At 67.6% G+C, this 18,546-nt stretch carries 17 protein-coding genes; 8 read left to right on the top strand and 9 right to left on the bottom strand.

From position 1 onward, the window contains the following. Positions 1-25 precede the first annotated feature (25 nt). From glyA to D7316_RS07725, 5 genes are all read left to right on the top strand, one after another. Positions 26-1,303 (top strand): serine hydroxymethyltransferase, encoded by a 1,278-nt coding sequence (glyA, locus tag D7316_RS07745; protein ID WP_124711187.1) that lies wholly within the window; start codon positions 26-28, stop codon positions 1,301-1,303. Positions 1,304-1,361: 58 nt separating this feature from the next. Beyond that, positions 1,362-2,231, top strand: a complete 870-nt coding sequence (locus D7316_RS07740) for an acyl-ACP desaturase (RefSeq protein ID WP_124707771.1) — start codon at positions 1,362-1,364, stop codon at positions 2,229-2,231. 265 nt (positions 2,232-2,496) lie between these two features. After that, positions 2,497-3,798, top strand: a complete 1,302-nt coding sequence (locus D7316_RS07735; protein WP_124707770.1) for a PhoH family protein — start codon at positions 2,497-2,499, stop codon at positions 3,796-3,798. Positions 3,799-3,958: 160 nt separating this feature from the next. Beyond that, on the top strand, positions 3,959-4,705 hold the full coding sequence (locus D7316_RS07730; protein ID WP_124707769.1) for a DUF6199 family natural product biosynthesis protein: 747 nt from the start codon (positions 3,959-3,961) through the stop codon (positions 4,703-4,705). A gap of 928 nt (positions 4,706-5,633) precedes the next feature. Continuing rightward, complete coding sequence (locus tag D7316_RS07725) at positions 5,634-6,593, top strand: L,D-transpeptidase family protein (protein WP_124707768.1); 960 nt, start codon at positions 5,634-5,636, stop codon at positions 6,591-6,593. 39 nt (positions 6,594-6,632) lie between these two features. Here D7316_RS07725 and D7316_RS07720 read toward each other — a convergent pair whose 3' ends face one another. Next, positions 6,633-7,322 carry a PIG-L deacetylase family protein gene (locus D7316_RS07720; RefSeq protein WP_124707767.1) on the bottom strand — a complete coding sequence of 230 codons (690 nt, stop codon included), beginning with the start codon at positions 7,320-7,322 and terminating at the stop codon, positions 6,633-6,635. 38 nt (positions 7,323-7,360) lie between these two features. On the opposite strand from D7316_RS07720, the gene D7316_RS07715 reads away from it, so the two are divergent. Then, on the top strand, positions 7,361-8,116 hold the full coding sequence (locus D7316_RS07715; protein WP_124707766.1) for a hypothetical protein: 756 nt from the start codon (positions 7,361-7,363) through the stop codon (positions 8,114-8,116). Positions 8,117-8,171: 55 nt separating this feature from the next. On the opposite strand, the gene D7316_RS07710 is transcribed toward D7316_RS07715, so the two are convergent. The 4 genes from D7316_RS07710 to D7316_RS07695 form a co-directional block, all read right to left on the bottom strand. Further along, positions 8,172-9,572: a class II fumarate hydratase gene (locus tag D7316_RS07710; RefSeq protein ID WP_124707765.1), complete on the bottom strand. Its 1,401-nt coding sequence runs from the start codon at positions 9,570-9,572 to the stop codon at positions 8,172-8,174. A gap of 93 nt (positions 9,573-9,665) precedes the next feature. Next, entirely contained in the window at positions 9,666-10,658 is a 993-nt protein-coding gene (gene glpX, locus D7316_RS07705) for a class II fructose-bisphosphatase (RefSeq protein WP_124707764.1), read from the bottom strand. Positions 10,659-10,785: 127 nt separating this feature from the next. After that, on the bottom strand, positions 10,786-11,577 hold the full coding sequence (locus tag D7316_RS07700; RefSeq protein WP_124707763.1) for an amino acid ABC transporter ATP-binding protein: 792 nt from the start codon (positions 11,575-11,577) through the stop codon (positions 10,786-10,788). Further along, a complete protein-coding gene (locus D7316_RS07695) occupies positions 11,574-13,067 on the bottom strand; it encodes an ABC transporter permease subunit (protein ID WP_124707762.1) in 1,494 nt (497 codons plus the stop codon). Before D7316_RS07695 ends, D7316_RS07700 begins: the two co-directional genes overlap by 4 nt. A 116-nt stretch (positions 13,068-13,183) precedes the next feature. On the opposite strand from D7316_RS07695, the gene D7316_RS07690 reads away from it, so the two are divergent. Beyond that, positions 13,184-13,750 carry a DUF4245 domain-containing protein gene (locus D7316_RS07690; RefSeq protein WP_124707761.1) on the top strand — a complete coding sequence of 189 codons (567 nt, stop codon included), beginning with the start codon at positions 13,184-13,186 and terminating at the stop codon, positions 13,748-13,750. A 23-nt stretch (positions 13,751-13,773) separates the two neighbouring features. On the opposite strand, the gene D7316_RS07685 is transcribed toward D7316_RS07690, so the two are convergent. From D7316_RS07685 to D7316_RS07675, 3 genes are read right to left on the bottom strand one after another with little or no spacing between them, the layout of a single operon-like run. Further along, a complete protein-coding gene (locus tag D7316_RS07685; RefSeq protein WP_408610068.1) occupies positions 13,774-13,983 on the bottom strand; it encodes an exodeoxyribonuclease VII small subunit in 210 nt (69 codons plus the stop codon). Positions 13,984-14,033: 50 nt separating this feature from the next. After that, complete coding sequence (xseA, locus tag D7316_RS07680; protein ID WP_124707759.1) at positions 14,034-15,305, bottom strand: exodeoxyribonuclease VII large subunit; 1,272 nt, start codon at positions 15,303-15,305, stop codon at positions 14,034-14,036. Further along, positions 15,302-16,069 (bottom strand): lipid droplet-associated protein, encoded by a 768-nt coding sequence (locus D7316_RS07675; RefSeq protein ID WP_124707758.1) that lies wholly within the window; start codon positions 16,067-16,069, stop codon positions 15,302-15,304. Before D7316_RS07675 ends, xseA begins: the two co-directional genes overlap by 4 nt. 111 nt (positions 16,070-16,180) lie before the next feature. Between D7316_RS07675 and D7316_RS07670 the strand changes: the two genes are divergently transcribed. After that, entirely contained in the window at positions 16,181-17,134 is a 954-nt protein-coding gene (locus tag D7316_RS07670; RefSeq protein WP_124707757.1) for a 4-hydroxy-3-methylbut-2-enyl diphosphate reductase, read from the top strand. A 25-nt stretch (positions 17,135-17,159) separates the two neighbouring features. Here the strand turns inward: D7316_RS07670 and mycP are convergent, their stop codons facing one another. After that, positions 17,160-18,539: a type VII secretion-associated serine protease mycosin gene (gene mycP, locus D7316_RS07665; RefSeq protein WP_124711186.1), complete on the bottom strand. Its 1,380-nt coding sequence runs from the start codon at positions 18,537-18,539 to the stop codon at positions 17,160-17,162. Between the last annotated feature and the right edge of the window lie 7 nt (positions 18,540-18,546).

The following is an 18,546-nucleotide window of genomic DNA, read 5'->3' as shown; positions in this document are numbered from 1 at the left end:
CTTGTCAGGCATGAGCCTGAATTCGATGTCCCTGGCCGAACTCGACCCGGATGTTGCCGCGGCGATGAACGGTGAGTTGAGTCGGCAGCGCGACACGCTCGAGATGATCGCGTCGGAGAATTTCGTCCCGCGCGCCGTGCTGCAGGCACAGGGCAGTGTCCTGACCAACAAATACGCCGAGGGTTATCCCGGCCGGCGGTACTACGGCGGGTGTGAGTACGTCGACGTCGTCGAGGACATCGCGCGGAACCGGGCCAAGGAGCTCTTCGGCGCGGATTTCGCGAACGTGCAGCCGCACTCCGGCGCCCAGGCCAACGCGGCGGTGCTGATGGCGCTGATGGACCCGGGGGAGAAGCTGCTCGGCCTCGACCTCGCACACGGCGGGCACCTCACCCACGGTATGCGGCTGAACTTCTCGGGCAAGCTCTACGAGAACCACTTCTACGGGGTCAGCAAAGAGGACTTCCGGATCGACATGGACGAAGTGCGCAAGATCGCGCAGGACGTCCGGCCGAAGGTGATCTGCGCCGGTTGGTCGGCCTACCCGCGGACCCTCGACTTCGAGGCGTTCCGCTCGATCGCCGACGAGGTCGGCGCCTACCTGTGGACCGACATGGCGCATTTCGCCGGACTCGTCGCAGCCGGCCTGCATCCCTCCCCGGTCCCGCACTCCGACGTCGTGTCCTCGACGATCCACAAGACCCTCGGCGGCCCGCGGTCGGGTCTGATCCTCGCGAAGCAGGAGTGGGCGAAGAAGCTCAACTCCGCGGTGTTCCCCGGTCAGCAGGGTGGGCCGCTGATGCACGCGATCGCCGGCAAGGCCGTGGCCCTGAAGATCGCCGGGACGGAGGAGTTCGCCGAGCGTCAGCAGCGCACACTGTCGGGTGCGAAGCTGCTGGCCGAGCGGCTGACCGGCTCCGACGTCGACAAGGCCGGTGTCTCCGTGTTGACCGGCGGCACCGATGTGCACCTGGTGCTCGTGGACCTGCGCAACAGCCGACTCGACGGCCAGCAGGCCGAGGACCTGCTGCATCAGATCGGCATCACGGTCAACCGCAACGCGGTGCCCTTCGACCCCCGCCCGCCGATGGTCACCTCGGGGCTGCGGATCGGCACCCCGGCGCTGGCCACCCGTGGTTTCGGCGACGAGCAGTTCACCGAGGTCGCCGACATCATCGGAACCGCGCTCGCCGCGGGTCAGGATGCCGACGTCTCGGCGCTGCGCGGCCGTGTGTCACGTCTCGCACTCGACTTCCCGCTCTATGACGGACTGGAAGAGTGGGGGTTGATGAGCCGGGTCTAGGACCCGTCTTGGGCGGTAATTGGCCAGACGGTCGCGTGATTGCCTATCCTGTCTGACGATGAACGCATTGACCGAGGACGAGTTGATCATCGCGCTGGAGAAGGCGCTACCCGAGATCGCCGAGGATCACCAGGCGGCGGCCTCCCCGTGGAGCCCGCACGACTGGGTGCCGTGGGACGCGGGTCGTAACTTCGCCTTCCTCGGTGGCGACGACTGGGACGAATCGCAGCGCACGCTGTCCGACGAGACACGGGCCGGGGTGCTGGCGCTGCTGCTCACCAAGGACAACCTGCCGTCGTACCACCGCGTACTCGCCATCCACTTCCCGGCGTTCTCCGACTGGCGTCAGCTGGTCGGTGTGTGGACCGCAGAGGACAACCGGCATGGGATCGTCCTGCGTGACTACCTGGTGGTCACCCGCGCGATCGATCCGGTCGACGCCGAGGAACGCCGTCGCATCCACGTGACCGCCGGTTACCGGCAGCACACCGAGGACGTCAGCGATCTCGGCCCGCTGGACGTGCTCGCGCTGATGGCGATCCACGAGAACCAGTGCGTGGCGTTCATCGAACGACTCAGTGCCAGCGTGACCGACGACGTCTTCAAGCAGATCCTTGCCAAGATCTCGCACGACGACGCCGTTCAGGCCACGACGTTCGCCGCCTTCCTGAACGCCGCGCTCGTGGCCGATCAGGAGGGCACGGTCCTCGCCCTGGACCGACGACTGGCCACCGTCGAGCCCATCGGGTTCGACGTCGCGGACTTCGACGCCGAGCGTGCCCTGATCGCCGGCTACGAGGACGACTCGACCCGCTCCGCGATCGCGGCGACTCTGGTCGAGGCGCTCAAGCTGGACAGCGTGCATGAACTGGGTGACGAGGCGGAGGCCGCCCGTCAGCGTGTTCTCGCGCTCGCCGGTCGTTCGTAGTTCACCGGCAACCTGCGTTAACGCACAATTCACGCCGACACACCCCCGCACGGCGAGCCGACGGGGGTGTGTCGGCGTACGTTGACGAATGACGGGCCGCGGGGAAGCGGTTCGTCCGGGAGGTTCGATTCGTGGTTTGCACCAGCAGCACGAGGGGGCCGGCCCCGGTCCTCGCCCGTATCGGCTGACCAGCCGAAACGAGCAAGAACCCGCCGGTCGACTTGAACTGGTTTGTGCGGGTGCCGCACAAACGTAGGAGCCCTACGTGACCACACGCACCTACGTCCTCGACACCTCCGTGCTGCTGTCCGACCCCTGGGCGGTCATGCGGTTCGCCGAGCACCATGTGGTTCTGCCACTGGTCGTCATCGGTGAACTCGAGGGCAAACGTCACCATCACGAGCTCGGCTGGTTCGCACGCGAGGCGTTGCGGATGCTCGACGATCTCCGCCTCGAGCACGGCCGCCTCGACATCGCGCTGCCGATCGGTGACGAGGGCGGCACGCTTCAGGTCGAACTGAATCACACCGACCCCGCGGTCCTGCCGGCCGGCTTCCGGACCGAGACCAACGATTCACGAATCCTGGCCTGCGCGTTGAATCTTCGCGCGGAAGGCAAGGACGTCACGCTGGTGTCCAAGGACACGCCGCTACGCGTCAAGGCGGGTGCCGTCGGACTTGCCGCCGACGAGTACCACGCGCAGGACGTGGTGGTGTCCGGGTGGTCGGGGATGACCGAGCTCGACGTGGACACCACGGTCGTCGACACCCTGTACGCCGAAGGTGTCGTGGACGTCGACGATGCACGAGAGCTACCGTGCCACACCGGGATTCGTCTCCTCGGTCACGGTTCCAGTGCGCTGGGCCGGGTGAACCCGGACAAGCGGGTGCAGCTGGTCCGCGGTGACCGCGAGGCCTTCGGACTGCACGGGCGTTCGGCGGAGCAGCGGGTCGCCCTCGATCTGCTGCTCGATGACAGTGTCGGCATCGTGTCCCTCGGTGGCAAGGCGGGTACCGGCAAATCGGCGCTGGCGCTGTGCGCCGGACTGGAGGCGGTGCTCGAAAGGCGTACGCAGCGTAAGGTTGTCGTGTTCCGGCCGCTGTATGCGGTTGGCGGACAACAACTCGGCTACCTTCCCGGCAGTGAGGCCGACAAGATGGGCCCCTGGGCCCAGGCGGTCTTCGACACCCTCGAAGGTCTGGCGTCACCCGAGGTGATCGACGAGGTGCTCAGCCGTGGGATGCTGGAAGTCCTGCCGCTCACGCACATTCGCGGTCGCTCCCTGCACGATTCCTTCGTGATCGTCGACGAGGCGCAGTCGCTGGAACGCAATGTGCTGCTGACGGTGCTGTCGCGGCTCGGCTCCGGCTCGCGGGTGGTGCTCACCCACGATGTCGCGCAGCGTGACAACCTGCGTGTCGGTCGCCACGACGGTGTCGCCGCGGTCATCGAGAAGCTCAAGGGGCATCCGCTGTTCGCGCACGTGACGCTCACCCGCAGCGAGCGCTCGCCGATCGCCGCCCTGGTGACCGAGATGTTGGAGGAGTTCGCACCCGGGGCGTACTGAGGGCTCGCACACCCAGTAAGACAGGTCCACCCCGCCTGCCGCGATACACCGATCGTGGCAGGCGGGGTGGACTGTTTCCGACGCGCCTCGTCGTTTCGACAGATGACGTTCCTCCGAACCGGACCCGCGTTGCTCTAGCCTTCTGGTCGAAGGGGGAGTCATGTGGGGATTCGTCGTGCTCATCGTGCTGGTCGCGGTGCCGCTGTTGATCTGGCAGGTGGTGAGTCCGCGCGGCGTCTGGCGGGCGACCGAGGCGTGGAAGTTCCGCGACCCGGACGCGAACGAACCCAGCGACGAGGCCTACGCGATGAAGAGCGTCGGTGCGGTCATGTCGATCATCGCGCTCATCGTCGCCGTCGTGGTCATCGCGTCGCTGCAGACACACACCGGTCGACATGCTGCGTCGGAACCGACGGAGAGCTCTGTGCCGTACACGGCCCCGGCGATGCCGCCGGCACGTGACCTCGGCCCGGGGACCATGGTCGGATATCTCTACCCCAGTGCGTTGACCGTCGAATTCGTCGTGCTCGACGACACGACGGGCTATTCGACGATGGGCGGCTGCTCGACCGTGGTGGCCGTCCACGAGCACACCAACGCCATCGTCGTACAGGTCGGCAGATCGCAACGACCCGGCTGGGACGGCACATTCCGCGCGTGCGCCGAGAAGCAGGTTCCCGATGTCGTGTCGCGCTCCCTGACCCGGCCCGTCGGCAGCCGGCCGATCCTCACCGCGGCACCCGTGACGGCCGCTGCCGAGGTGGGTCTCGCGTACGGCCCCGCGGTGCGCCCGACACCGCTCGACGAGTATCCCCGCCCGGGAGTGGTGCGCGCGCTCACGCCGGTCCGTATCGATCCGACCTGGAGGTCGGTTCCACTGCTCGCGGAATTGCCCCGCAAGAATTGATTCGGGTGGCTCGGGATTGATCAGAACAATTCGGGAGAACTGTCGACTATTCGTAGATCTTACGATTCGGAGTGGTATCACCCGGGGCGCCGGCGCAGGCGAGAGGAGTTGTTCGCTGATACGAAAGCGCCACATCGGCCGATCGGGAGAGCGGTGGGCCGATGTGGCGCTCAGGCAAGGTCACCACGGAATCGGTTGATCACCTTGCATTCTCGGAGATAGTCAGGCCGCCGGCGCTGAGCTGCTCAGAGTGTTGAGGAGCGTGAGGAGCGAGGTCAGGAGATCGAGGGATTCTGCGGAACCCATGTGTTGATCCTTTCGTTCGTCCGTGCAATCGGGTGGCGGTCGCGTCGTGAACAAATGACCACCGCCGACAGGCTAACGATCATCGGTGCGTCATGTGAAGGGAATTCGATCGATTTTCCGAATTCGCACCGACGTATTCCGGAAATCATTCTTCGACGAGGCGATAACCAGTATGGCGACTGATTGTGAATTCCGGATTCGCCAGCTTCGATACCGGGCGATGGCGACACTCACCGCTGCGCGCGGGCCCGATGACGCGTCGCGATGCGCGTCCGAAATGACGACGCTGCCGCACCGGTGAAGGACCGATGCGGCAGCGTGGCACGCGTTGGGGCTAGGAGGATCCCAGCGGGATGCCTGCGGCGATAAGCTCGGCGAGGGCTGCCCAGAGTTCGAAGAAGTTCATCGTGTTCATCCTTTCGTGATCAGGAGCGGACGTATGCCCGCGACCTGCGACGAAGACTACTGACCCTGGCCGGATGGTGCAGTGTCGGGCTCCGAATCGGCGCCTCCGCCGGCCATCCGCGGTGATCGGATCTGTACCGCACCGTGACCATCACGAGATTCGTTGCCTCTTGCGCACTGGCACACTGTTGTGGTGCAGAAGTTACTGATGAGGCGAATGAGGTTATTGGGACTACTCGTGATCGCGGTGGTCGCTGCGGTGACCGGTGGTGCCGGGACCGCGCTCGCCGCGCCCGGTACCCCGGCCCCGACGACCCCCTCGGCGCCACCGACCTCGACACCTGCATCCCCGATGATCCCGTCGACCGGGATCCCCATGCTCGACGACGTGTTGAACTCGCTCGCGGGGAATCTGGGACTCGGCGGCAGCGGCAGTTCAGAGCCGGACACGAGCCAGATGATCGTCGTGACGGCGCCCAAGGCGTCCGACACCACAGCCACCCTCACCGCGTTCGAACGGGGAGCGGACCAGTCGTGGAAGCCGGTCATCGGCCCGACAAAGGCATTTCTCGGGTCGTTGGGCATGGGCGAGCCGAAGGACAACGTCTACCGGACACCGCAAGGCACGTTCTCCCTCGACCAGGCGTTCGGCCGACAGGCGAACCCCGGCACCAAGATGCCGTACAAGAAGGTCGACCGTGAGGACTGGTGGGACTCGAACATGAAGTCGCCGACCTACAACACGATGGTCCGGCAGCCGAAGAGTCCGGGCGGCGACAGCGAGAACCTCTACGATTCCGGGCCCGTCTACGACTATGCGGTCAACATCGCGCACAACCCGCAGCGCACCCCGGGCAAGGCGTCGGCCATGTTCCTGCACGTCACCAACAACCAGCCGACGATGGGGTGCGTGGCGATCGACCGCGAACTGATGCGCAAGGTACTGACGTGGCTCGATCCCGCCAAGCATCCGAAGATCGCCATCGGTGTCAATCAGGCCGGGCCGTCGAGCTCCGCGACTCCCACGACACCGCCCGGATCGGCCACCCCGCAGTCCGGCACCACGTCACCGGCCCCGGGATCGCCGAGCATCCCCGGTGGCGATTCGCTGACCGAGTTGCTCAGCCGGCTCGTCGGGATCGTCCCGTCGCTGCTGGGGACCGCGGCGGGCAGCTGATCGCAACCCGGACGTGTCGAACGTGAGCGGGGACCGGCATCATGCCGGTCCCCGCTTCAGTTCGAAGCAGGCCGCGCGGACACCACCGAAGTCCTCCCGAGGTGCGGTGACCATGTCTATCTGACGGCGGGCCTGCTCGACGACGGGGGTGTCGGGGTCGAGCACGGACAGGTACTGCTCGTGCGCCGCCAACGAACTCACGGCCAGGTCGATCTGTTCGGTGACGTCGACCGCATGGGTGGCCTGCGGTCCGTTCTCGAACAGGCGGCGGGGCCTCGCGATCGGGTCCATCGAATCGTAGGTCTCGAGCACGGCGGCGGCGAACTCCATGTGGTCGGACTGGTTCGGTTGTCCCGGCGCCCACTCCGGACCGCCGTACAGCGAGAGCACCACATCGGGCGCCACTCTTGTGATGGTCTCGCGAATGCGGTCACGCAGCTGTGGGGTGTTGCGGATCGCGCTGTCCGGGAAGCCCCAGAACTCGACGTCGTCGACGCCGACCACCCCCGCCGAGGCCCGCTGCTCGGCTTCCCGGGCCGGGCCCGCGTCGGCCGGGGCCATGCCCTCGATGCCCGCCTCGCCGCTGGAGGCGAGGGCATAGACGAGATGCCTGCCCTCCGAGGTCCAGCGGGCGACGGCGGGGGCCATCCCGTACTCCGGGTCGTCGGGATGCGCGACGAGGACCAGTGCGGTCTGCCAATCGGTGGGGAAGGCGGCAAGCTGCGTCATGGTGACGAAACTACGCGCCGCTGCCTACACTTCGCGGCATGTCGCGCGCGATGTGGGTGTGGTCGGTGCGTGGCGCCGCGGACATCCGGGCGCTCGTCGGACATGTCGCGGAGCATCGGGTCACCGATGTGTGGTTGTCGGTACCTCTCGGTGGTGCCGATCCCGCCATCGCGGCGGTCGCGACACGGCTACGTGCGGCGGGCGTCGAGGTCGCGTGCCTCGGCGGGGATCCGGCGTGGGCCGAGCGCCCCGCGGATGCGGTCCGCTGGGCTGTCGATGCCGTGGGCGCCGACGTCTTCGACCGGATCCACCTCGATGTGGAGCCGTGGGTGCGCGACGACTGGGCGTCTGCCCAGGAGAGGCTCATCCGCGGTCATCGGGACATGGTCGACCAGGTCGCCGATGCCACCGGTGTTCCGGTCGATGTCGACATGCCGGCCTGGGCGGCGCACCGCGACATCGACGATGGTGACTACCTCACGCTGATCGCAGCGGGTGCGTCACGAGTTGCGCTGATGGCGTACCGAGACCGTGCGGAGGGGCTCGACGGAATCCTGGCGTACGCCGGGCCGGGGCGGCGCCGGCTCACGGCGGCGGACCGGGAGTATTGGGTCGGGATCGACACGGTGCCACCCACATCACCTGCGGACCGAAACCACACGTTTGCCGACGACGGACCGGTCGCGATGGATCGCGAGGTGCGCCTCGTCGACGCCGGACTCCGCGGTGATCCACGCTATCGCGGTGTGGCCGTTCACGACTGGCGCTGGTGGTCGCGGCTGAAAAGCAGATGACCGTGGTGGCGAGCGCGTGTGCGCTCGCCGCCACGGTCATGCCGTGCGTGGAGCCTCAGCGCTCGCGATCGAGATTGGCCATCTTCAGGACGTCGAGGCGCTTGTCCAGTTCGGCCTCGGACAGCTTGTCGCCGATCAGGCCGCGGTCGATGACCGTCTGGCGGATGGTCTTGCCCTCCTTGAGGGCCTGCTTGGCGACGGCGGCGGCTTCCTCGTAACCGATCGCGCTGTTGAGCGGCGTCACGATGGACGGCGAGCTCTCGGCGAGCGTGCGCAGTCGCTCCTCGTCCGCCTTGAGCCCGACGATGCAACGATCGGCGAACAGCCGGGACACGTTGGCCAGCAACTTGAGTGATTCGAGGACGTTGCGCGCCATCATCGGGATGTACACGTTCAGCTCGAATGCGCCGTTGCCGCCGCCCCAGGTGACCGCGGCATCGTTGCCGATCACCTGTGCGGCGACCTGCGTGACCGCCTCGGGCAGAACGGGATTGACCTTGCCGGGCATGATCGACGAACCGGGCTGCAGATCCGGGAGGTGGATCTCACCCAGGCCGGTCAACGGTCCCGAGCCCATCCAGCGGATGTCGTTGGCGATCTTGGTGAGCGACACCGCGATGGTCTTCAACTGGCCGGACAGCTCGACGAGTCCGTCCCGGGCGGCCTGTGCCTCGAAGTTGTCCGCCGCCAACGACAGCGCGTCGACGTCGGTCAGGGTGCGGAGCTCGGCGACCACCTTGGTGCCGAAACCGTCGGGAGCGTTGAGGCCGGTGCCGACCGCGGTGCCACCGATCGGCAGTTCGCCGACGCGCGGCAGTGTGGCGGTGACGCGTTCGATGCCCGCCTCGATCTGGCGTGCATAGCCGCCGAACTCCTGGCCGAGGGTCACCGGCACCGCATCCATCAGGTGGGTGCGGCCGCTCTTGACGACCTCACGCCACTCGGTGGACTTGTCCAGCAGGGCCAGCCGCAGATGATCCAGGGCCGGGATGAGATCGGTGACCGCGGCTTCGGTGGCAGCCACATGGGTCGCGGTGGGGAAGGTGTCGTTCGACGACTGCGACATGTTGACGTGGTCGTTCGGGTGCACATCGACGCCTGCCGCCTTGGCGATCGAGGCGATGACCTCGTTGGCGTTCATGTTGGAGCTGGTGCCCGACCCGGTCTGGAAGACGTCGATCGGGAACTGATCGTCATGCTTGCCGTCGGCGATCTCCTTGGCCGCGGCGACGATCGCGTCGGCCCGCTCGGCATCGAGCAGACCGAGGTCCTTGTTGACCTGCGCGCAGGCGGCCTTCAGCAGGCCCATCGCGCGGATCTGCGTCCGCTCCAGCGGGCGGTGGCTGATCGGGAAGTTCTCCACCGCGCGCTGTGTCTGCGCACGCCAGAGGGCATCGACCGGGACCTTGACCTCTCCCATGGTGTCGTGCTCGATGCGGTACTGCTGTTCGGCCATAAGCGGCAACCATCCTCGTGTGAATCGATGAGCGTGCAAGCTCGGTGGAGATGTCGGGCTGCAGAGTCGTGTGACGCCGATCGTGCGAACGGGTCAGAGATCGAGGCGCGCGTACTCACGCAACTTGGACGTCTGGTGAACGGCTTCGATCCGGCGGATCGTGCCCGACTTGGAGCGCATCACCAGCGAACGGGTGGTGGCGCCGGTCGGACGGTAGGTGACGCCACGCAGCATGTCGCCGTTGGTGACGCCCGTGGCGCAGAAGAAGGAGTTCTCGCCGCGCACCAGGATGTCGTTGGTCAGGATGCGGTCGAGATCGTGGCCCGCGTCGATCGCCTTCTGACGTTCTTCGTCGTTGCGCGGCCACAACTTGCCCTGGATCTCACCGCCCATGCACTTCATGGCGACGGCGGTGATGATGCCCTCGGGCGTGCCGCCGACCCCCATCAGCATGTCGACCGTGCTGTAGTCGCCGGCCGCCGCGATGGCACCGGCGACGTCGCCGTCGGAGATGAGGCGGATCTTGGCGCCGGCCTGACGGATCTCACCGATCAGGTCGGCGTGGCGCGGACGGTCGAGCACGACTACGGTCAGGTCGGCGATGTCGATACCCTTCGCCTTGGCCACCGAGTTGATGTTCCACTCGACGGATTCGTCGATGTTGATCGCGCCCTTGGCCTCTGGGCCGACGGCGATCTTGTCCATGTAGAAGACGGCGGACGGGTCGTACATGGTGCCGCGCTCGCTGACCGCTATCACCGCGATGGAGTTCGGGCGGCCCTCGGCCATCAGCGTGGTGCCGTCGATGGGATCCACCGCGACGTCGCATTCGGGGCCTGCGCCGTTGCCGACCTCCTCGCCGTTGAACAGCATGGGGGCTTCGTCCTTCTCACCCTCACCGATCACCACGACACCGCGCATCGACACCGTCGAGAGGAGCTCGCGCATCGCGTCGACGGCTGCGCCGTCGCCCTTCTTCTTCTCGCCGCGTCCGACCCACCGGCCGGCGGCCAGGGCCGCGGCCTCGGTGACTCGCACCAACTCCATAGCCAGGTTGCGATCGGGGGCCTGTGGGGAAGGTGACATGTCGAACTCCTCGGCGTGGCGGCGATGTCAATGCGTCAGGTGGTACTCATCCTTGCATGTCACGCGCGGGGTTTGGTCAGGTGGGTCGGCGGTCCGTGCATGTCACGCCCGGGTGCGATCGGCCCGGTCACAGTGGTTCGAGGAGGCGGCGCAGGAACTGCCGGGTCCGCTCGTGCGTCGGGTCGTCGATCACCTGTCGGGCGGTCCCGCGTTCGAGTACCACCCCGTGGTCGGCGAAGATGACCTGGTCGGCGACCTGACGGGCGAACCGGATCTCGTGGGTCACCACCACCATCGTCCAGCCCTGCGCGGCCAGGTCCTTGAGCACGGTCAGTACGTCGCCGACGAGTTCGGGATCGAGTGCCGACGTGGGTTCGTCGAACAACATGACCTTTGGTTGCAGGGCCAGCGCCCGCACGATGCCGACGCGTTGCTGCTGGCCGCCGGACAGCTGATCGGGGTACTCGTCGCGCTTCTCGATCAGACCGACCTCGGTGAGCAGTCTCTCCGCGTCGGCGACGGCCTCGGCCCGCGGCCGTTTCTGCACGATCACCGGGCCCTCGATCACGTTCTCCAGCACCGTCTTGTGAGGGAACAGATTGTGACCCTGGAACACCATCGCGCTCTGCCGGCGATATCGGGCGATGTCGGCCTTGCCGTAGGACCCCGCGAAGTCGATGGTCTCGTCGGCCACCCGGATGATGCCCGCGTCGGGCAGGTCGAGTGCGTTCAACGACCGTAGGATCGTCGTCTTGCCCGACCCGGACGGGCCGATGATGACGGTCACGCTCCCGGCCGGGACCGCGAAGTCGATGCCTTTGAGTACCTCGTTGTCGCCGAAGGACTTCCGGAGTCCGTCGACGTCGATCAGGGGGCCATGGCCGGTGGCTGCCGGTGGGGTGACGGGGTTGTCTGTCATGACGTGACGAACCTTCCCAGGCGATGCTCGAGCCGGCCTTGCAGACCGGACAGGACGAAGCAGACGATCCAGTAATAGACCGCGGCGGTGGTGTAGAGCGCGAAGAACTCGAAGGTCGGGGCCGCCGCGATCTGCGCGACCCGCAACAACTCGGTGACCAGGATGGTCGATGCCAGAGAGGTGTCCTTGACCAGGGAGATCAACGTGTTGGACAGGCCGGGCACGGCGTTGCGCGCGGCCTGCGGCAGCACGATCCGGCGCAGCGTCGTGACGTAGTCCATGCCGATGGTCTGCGCGGCCTCGGTCTGGCCCTTCGGTACCGACAGGATCGCGCTGCGGATGATCTCCGCCGCGTAGCCGCCGACGTTGAGTGAGAACGCCACCACCGCGGCCGGGAACGGTGGCACGCTCACCCCGAGCTCGGGCAGCGCGTAGAAGATGATGAACAGCTGCACGAGCAGGGGGGTCCCGCGGATCACCGAGATGTAGGCGCGGGCGAGCCACGAGACCAGGCGATTGGTCGAGAGCCGGGCGAGTGCCACGATCAGCGCGATCACCAACCCGATCACGAAACTGATCGCGGCGAGCGGGATGGTCATCGTGAGGGTCGCCCTGGCCATCGGCCAGAGATTGTCGGCGATGAGTTGCCAGGTGCTGCGGGGCTCAGATTTCTGCTGGTCAGAGGGCTGCGCCTGCGGTGAGCCGCTCGCGTCGGCCTTGAGGTACCGCTGCGAGATCCGGGTGAGCGTGCCGTCGGCCTTCAGCTCGTCGAGTGCCCGGTTCAGCTCGCCGACGATCCGGCTGTCCTTACGGGCCGCAAACGCCTGCTCGCTGGTGTCGCCGGTCTTCGCGGCGATCCGCACGCTGGTGTCGCCGGTCTCGGCCAGATAGGCGTACACGGCGATGCTGTCGTTGACGGTCGCCTGCACCCGACCCTGATTGAGCAGTGTGATGGCCTGGGTGAAGCCCTCGACGGCCTCGACCCGGGCACCGGCGTCGCGGGCGACCTGCGCCCAGTTGCTGGTCGCCGACTGCGCGGTGACCTTTCCGGAGAGGTCGTCGAGCGAACGGATGGAAGTGTCGTCGGCGCGCGTCACGATCACCCCTTCGCCCACCGAGTACGGCGCCGACAGGTCGTAACGCGCCTGACGCTCAGGGGTGATGGTCACCTGGTTGGCGACCACGTCGAAACGATCGGCGCCGAGCGCCGCGAAGATGGAATCCCATGGTGTCTCGACGAATTCGGCTCGCACACCGAGTTTCTCGGCGACCGCGTTCGCGACGTCGACGTCATAGCCGGAGAGTTGCCCGGTGCTCTGGTCGTGGTAGCTGAACGGGGCGTAGGTGCCCTCGGTCCCCACTCGCAGGACACCGGATTCGCGGATGCCCTCGAAGCCCTCGGACGAGGATCCGCTGCCGCACCCGGACAGCCCGGCGACGAGTAGGAGGGTCAGCAACACGGCCGGCAGTGAGCGTCGCAGTGGTCGCATCCACCCACTCAACATGGTCGGCGGCGCGTTGAACAGGGTCGGACGCCGCGGGTCGGCCACCGGCGCGGGCGAGGGTGGGGCGCGGCGGTCGCCGCCGGGCTTGGGATACTCGACGTATGGCCGCCAAACCCCGCATCCTGCACAGCAGCAAGGACATGATCTGGTCGCTGATACCGCTGCTGATCGTCTGCGCGATCGTCGCGATCGCGTCGGGCAACTGCTCGGTCGGCCTCAGCGGTCAGGCCGCCGACGACCGGACGCCCGCATTCGACGTGACCAACGCCTTGCAGGCGGACGCGCGCGATCTGCCGTTCCCGATCCGTCGGCCGCCGACACCGGAGGGGTGGAAGCCCAATTCGGGATCGACGCAGGCGGTCGGCGGGACCCGGGTCAGCAACGTCGGGTGGATCTCCGACGTCGGCGCGTACGTCCAGCTCAGTCAGACCGACGCCAAGGAGGAGGACCTCGTCGTCCACCTCGGTGGAGGCGAGGCGCTCGGGTCCGGTACCCGGCAGGTGGGTGGACGTGAATGGGTAACCTATTCGACCCCGGACGAGAAGAAGTTCTGGATCACCGATCTCGGTGACGTCCGGATCGCGGTCCTGTCCCGCGGGCCCGACGACGACATGACCGAGATCGCCAACGCGGTCCTGGCCCAGCAACCTCTGCCGGGACGCGCCTAGCTGCCGGTTCGACCCGGCGTCGGTCATTCGTCGTCGGGGTCGCTCTCGGCGATCGCGGCCTCGATCCGATCGCGCGCTCCGGCGAGGTGTTCCTCGCAGCGCTTCGCCAGGGCCTCACCGCGCTCCCAGAGTGCGAGAGAGGCGTCGAGGTCCAGACCGCCGTGTTCGAGGGTGGCCACCACATCGACGAGTTCGTCGCGGGCCTCCTCGTAGCCGAGGTCCTCGACCGGAATCCATTCGTCCCCGTCCTGGTCGGCCGGATCGTCATGGGCCGCATCCCCGTTCACGCGTCATCTCCTTCGGTTACGTGCGCCGTCGCGGCGCCGTCGGCCACGCGGATCCGGAGCCGGGCGCCGACCGGCATCTCGGCGACGGCGCCCACCACGTGCGGGTGGTCGCCGTCGGTGCGCTGCACCACCGCGTAGCCGCGGGCCAGTGTCTGCGCCGGTCCCAGTGTGGCGAGTCGGGCCGACAGGTGCTCGCGCCGCCGGTCCTCGACGTCGAGACGGCGCCGGATGTCGCGCCGGATGTCGCGCCGCGCGCGGTCCACGCGGTCCGCGTGCGCGTCGATCATGGTGAAGGGCCGGGCCAGGACCGGGCGCGCCCGTAGCCCGTCGACGACATGCGATTCCCGGCGTACCCAGTTCCGCAGGGCGTGGGCGCTGCGCCGACGCAGTTCGTCGATGCCGGCCAACTCGGCCGCCACGTCGGGGACGACCCGTTTGGCGGCGTCGGTCGGGGTGGCCGCGCGGATGTCGGCGACCAGGTCGAGCAGCGGGGTGTCGGGTTCGTGTCCGATCGCGCTGATGACCGGCGTCGTACATGCGGCGACCGCCCGGAGGAGTGCCTCGTCGGAGAACGGGAGAAGGTCTTCCACGCTGCCGCCGCCACGGGCGATGATGATCACCTCGACGTCGGGATCGCGGTCGAGGGCCGCGAGATGGGTCAGGATGCGGGGGACCGCGGTCGGTCCCTGCACCGGTGCGTCCCGCACCTCGAATCGCACCGCGGCCCATCGGCCGGTCGCCACCGCCACCACATCGCGCTGGGCGGCGCTCGACCGCCCGCTGATCAGTCCGATCGCTTTGGGCAGGAACGGAAGTGGCCGTTTCAGGCGCGGATGGAAGAGGCCCTCGGCGGTGAGCAGCTGGCGCAGGCGCTCGATTCGCAGCAGTAGCTCGCCGACTCCCACCGCCCGGATGTCGGTGACCCGCAGGGACACCGTGCCCCGGCCGGTGAAGTACGTGGGCCGGCCGAGTACCACGATGTGGCTGCCCTCGCTGAGTGGTACTTCGGTGCGGTACAACAGATCCGGGCTGCAGGTCACCGAGATCGAGATGTCCGCGGCCGGGTCGCGCAGGGTGAGGAACGCCACCCGCGTACCCGGCCGACGATTGATCTGGGTGACCTGTCCCTCGACCCAGATCTGGCCCAGACGGTGAATCCAGTCGGCGATCTTGGTGTTGACGGTGCGGACGGGCCACGGGTTCTCGGCCGAATTCGCCGACTGCGCCCCCGACCCGGCCGGCTGGGATGCGGCCTGATCTGGCGTCACGTCGTCGGTTGCCGCTTGCTGTTCTGCGAGGTGATGCGATTGTCGATCATCGTGATGAACGGCGCCCTGGCCTTGGTCGACTTCTCATAGGCGACGAGCTGCTCCAGTTCGTCGAGTCCGACGGTGCGCAGCTTCGCGCGGAGCTGGGCCAGGGTGAGGTTGTCGTATTCGATGTATTCGACGATCTCGGGCACCGGTCCGTCGTAGGCGGCCACGCCCGTGGACGCGGACCCGTCGGCGGTGTCGCGGGTGACGAGATCCTCGGGCGGTGCGCTGTACAGCGCGAAGCGTCCGGACGACGGCTCGGCGGGTTTCTCGTCGGTGGTGGGTGTCGGCCCGGTGTTGTTCGTCTTCTTGGGCGGGGTCCGCTGTGCCGGCGCCTTCTTCGCAGCGGTCTTCTTCGCAGGCGCCTTCGCGGGGGCGGGTGCATCGGCGCCGGCAGTGGTGTCATCGGTCACAGCGGGCGATTCTCCGCGGCTCTCGATGGGGGTGCGGTCCGCCTCGGCGTCGATGGCGTCGTCGTCATCGTCGAAGCGCGCCCATTCCGGTTGCTCGGCGGGCTTCTCGAACAACGTCTCGAGGGCGAGGTCACCCTTGATGGCGAGTTCGGCGAAGTTCTGCTGCAGCCGCATGCCGGCCTGCAGGGTCTGGCTGACCGCGGTCATCGGCAGCGTGACCACCAGCGCGGGCAGTTTTCGGGTTTCCTCGATCGCGGTGACGACGAGGCCCGCGGCGATCCGGGCCGGGTAGGGAGCATGAACCATGGTCCTACTCTGCCATTCCATGTGGTATTGAGTCACCCCGACGCCGGGAGCGAGCCGGGAGCGAGCCGGGAGTGGGGCGGGGGACCACGATCGACCCGTACCCTGGACACCATGGTTGATCGCAAGCGAGTCCTGCTGGCCGAACCGCGTGGGTACTGCGCCGGGGTGGACCGTGCCGTGGAGACCGTGGAGCGGGCTCTCGACAAGCACGGTGCTCCGGTCTACGTGCGCAAGGAGATCGTGCACAATCGGCACGTCGTCGAGACGCTCTCGGATCGCGGCGCGGTGTTCGTCGGTGAGACCGACGAGGTGCCCGAGGGGGCGATCGTCGTCTTCTCGGCGCATGGCGTGTCGCCGGAGGTGCACCGGACCGCGGCGGAGCGCAGTCTCAAGACCATCGACGCGACCTGTCCCCTGGTGACCAAGGTGCACCAGGAGGCGAAGCGTTTCGCCCGGGATGATTACGACATCCTGCTCATCGGCCACGAGGGTCACGAAGAGGTCGAGGGCACCGCGGGTGAGGCTCCGGAGCACATCCAGCTCGTCGACGGTCCCGACCACGTCGACGATGTGGTGGTGCGGGACGAGTCGAAGGTCATCTGGCTGTCGCAGACCACGCTGTCGGTCGACGAGACGATGGAGACGGTCAAGCGACTGCGCACCAAATTCCCGTTGCTGGAAGACCCGCCGAGCGACGACATCTGTTACGCCACCCAGAATCGCCAGGTGGCGGTGAAGGCGATGGCGCCGCAGTGCGAGCTCGTCATCGTGGTCGGTTCGAAGAACTCGTCGAATTCGGTGCGGCTGGTCGAGGTGGCCCTGCAGAACGGGGCGTCGGCGTCGCATCTGGTCGATTACGCGCGTGAGATCGATCCGGCCTGGCTCGACGGGGTGACCACCGTCGGTGTGACGTCCGGGGCGTCGGTGCCCGAGGTCCTGGTCCGGGGCGTGTTGGACTTCCTGTCCGAGTACGGCTACGACACCGTCGACACGGTCAACACCGCCAACGAGACGTTGACGTTCGCGTTGCCGCGCGAGTTGCGCCCGGCACGTACCGCGAAGTAGTCCGGATAGCCCTTGCGCGGCGGGATCAGTACTCGTCGGGCCCGAGACGCCGGACGCGGCGATGGGGGAGCGCGATCCCGAGGACTGCCGCGATCACCGCGACGCAGACGCCTGCCCCGATGAGCGCGACGTTGCGTGCGGTGTGGTCGGGGATCGGCTCGGCGGCCGGCGCGGCGATGGCCTTCGAGTCGGTGGGATCCGGACCTTCGCCGGGGATCTCACTCGTCAGCGCGGAGACCGGATCGATGACGCCGTAACCGATCTGCGTGTCGTGCCCGGTACCCGGGGCGTGGGCGGTCCGGGTGATCCGCTCCATGATCTGCTTCGCTCCCAGGCGTGGGAACCGGGCGCGAACGAGGGCGACGGTACCGGCCACGTACGGCGTGGCGAAGCTCGTTCCGACGATCGGTATCGGGCCGTCCTGGCCCTGCTGGGCATCCACCAGTTTCGCCGACCCGCGGGTGCTGTCGAGGCTGACGATGTCGGTGCCCGGTGCGGCCACGCTGACCCAGGGGCCGTTCAGACTGAAGCCGCTCGGTGCGCCGGTACCGGCGTCGACCGACCCCACGGCGAGCACATACGGTGAGAACCACGCGGGGCTCGCGACCGTGCTCACCGATCCCCATCCGCCGGTGTCACTCGGCGCCGGTGTCGGATTCTGTTGCCGGCAACCGGAATTCTGTGACAGGTTGCCTGCGGCGACCACCACGACGACATCGCGATCGTAGGCGTACTTGACGGCGGCGCCGAGTGACCTGTCGTTGAGTCGGGTGCCGGCGCTCGCGCACGCCACCTCGGAGATGTTGATGACGGTGGCGCCGAGGTCCACCGCGTGCACGACCGCGTTCGCCAGGGTGCGGACCGACCCGAATCCGGAGCCGACGGTCGGATCGGTGTTGTCGCGGTTGCGCTGGTCTTTCGCGGAGTACGCGCCGCTCGACTGCCGGATCGAGATCAGGGCGGCGTCCGGTGCGACGCCGGCGAAGGCGTCGTGGCGGCTGGGTTCGGCGGCGATGATGCCGGCGACCAGTGTGCCGTGGGCATCGCAGTCGGTCAGGCCGTTGCCCGACGACACGTAGTCGCCCCCGGCCTGCACTCGACCCAGCCGCGGATGCGGGGTCACGCCGGTGTCGATCACGGCCACCTTCTGTCCCGCGCCGCGGCTGAATCGCCAAGCGTCCGGAAGGTTCATCATTGCCTGTGCGGCTGTGGGTTTCGCGTTGTCATGCCGACCTGTGGCCAGCGGTTTGGCGCAGAGGGTGCGCTGCTCGGTCGGCTCCGGCGGTGCCACCGGCGCCGATCGCACCAGTGCCGAGGGATCGACCGTCGGTGGGGTCAGTGCGCTCGCCGGCGCACTCCCGATGGCCGCGACCAGGAGGACGGTCGACGCCAGCGCACCGACGATCCCGAAC

The organism is Gordonia insulae (assembly GCF_003855095.1).
GTDB classification, from domain to species: Bacteria; Actinomycetota; Actinomycetes; order Mycobacteriales; family Mycobacteriaceae; genus Gordonia; species Gordonia insulae.
Note: the sequence above shows the minus strand (reverse complement) of the source record. Positions and strands in the feature narration are given on the sequence as shown.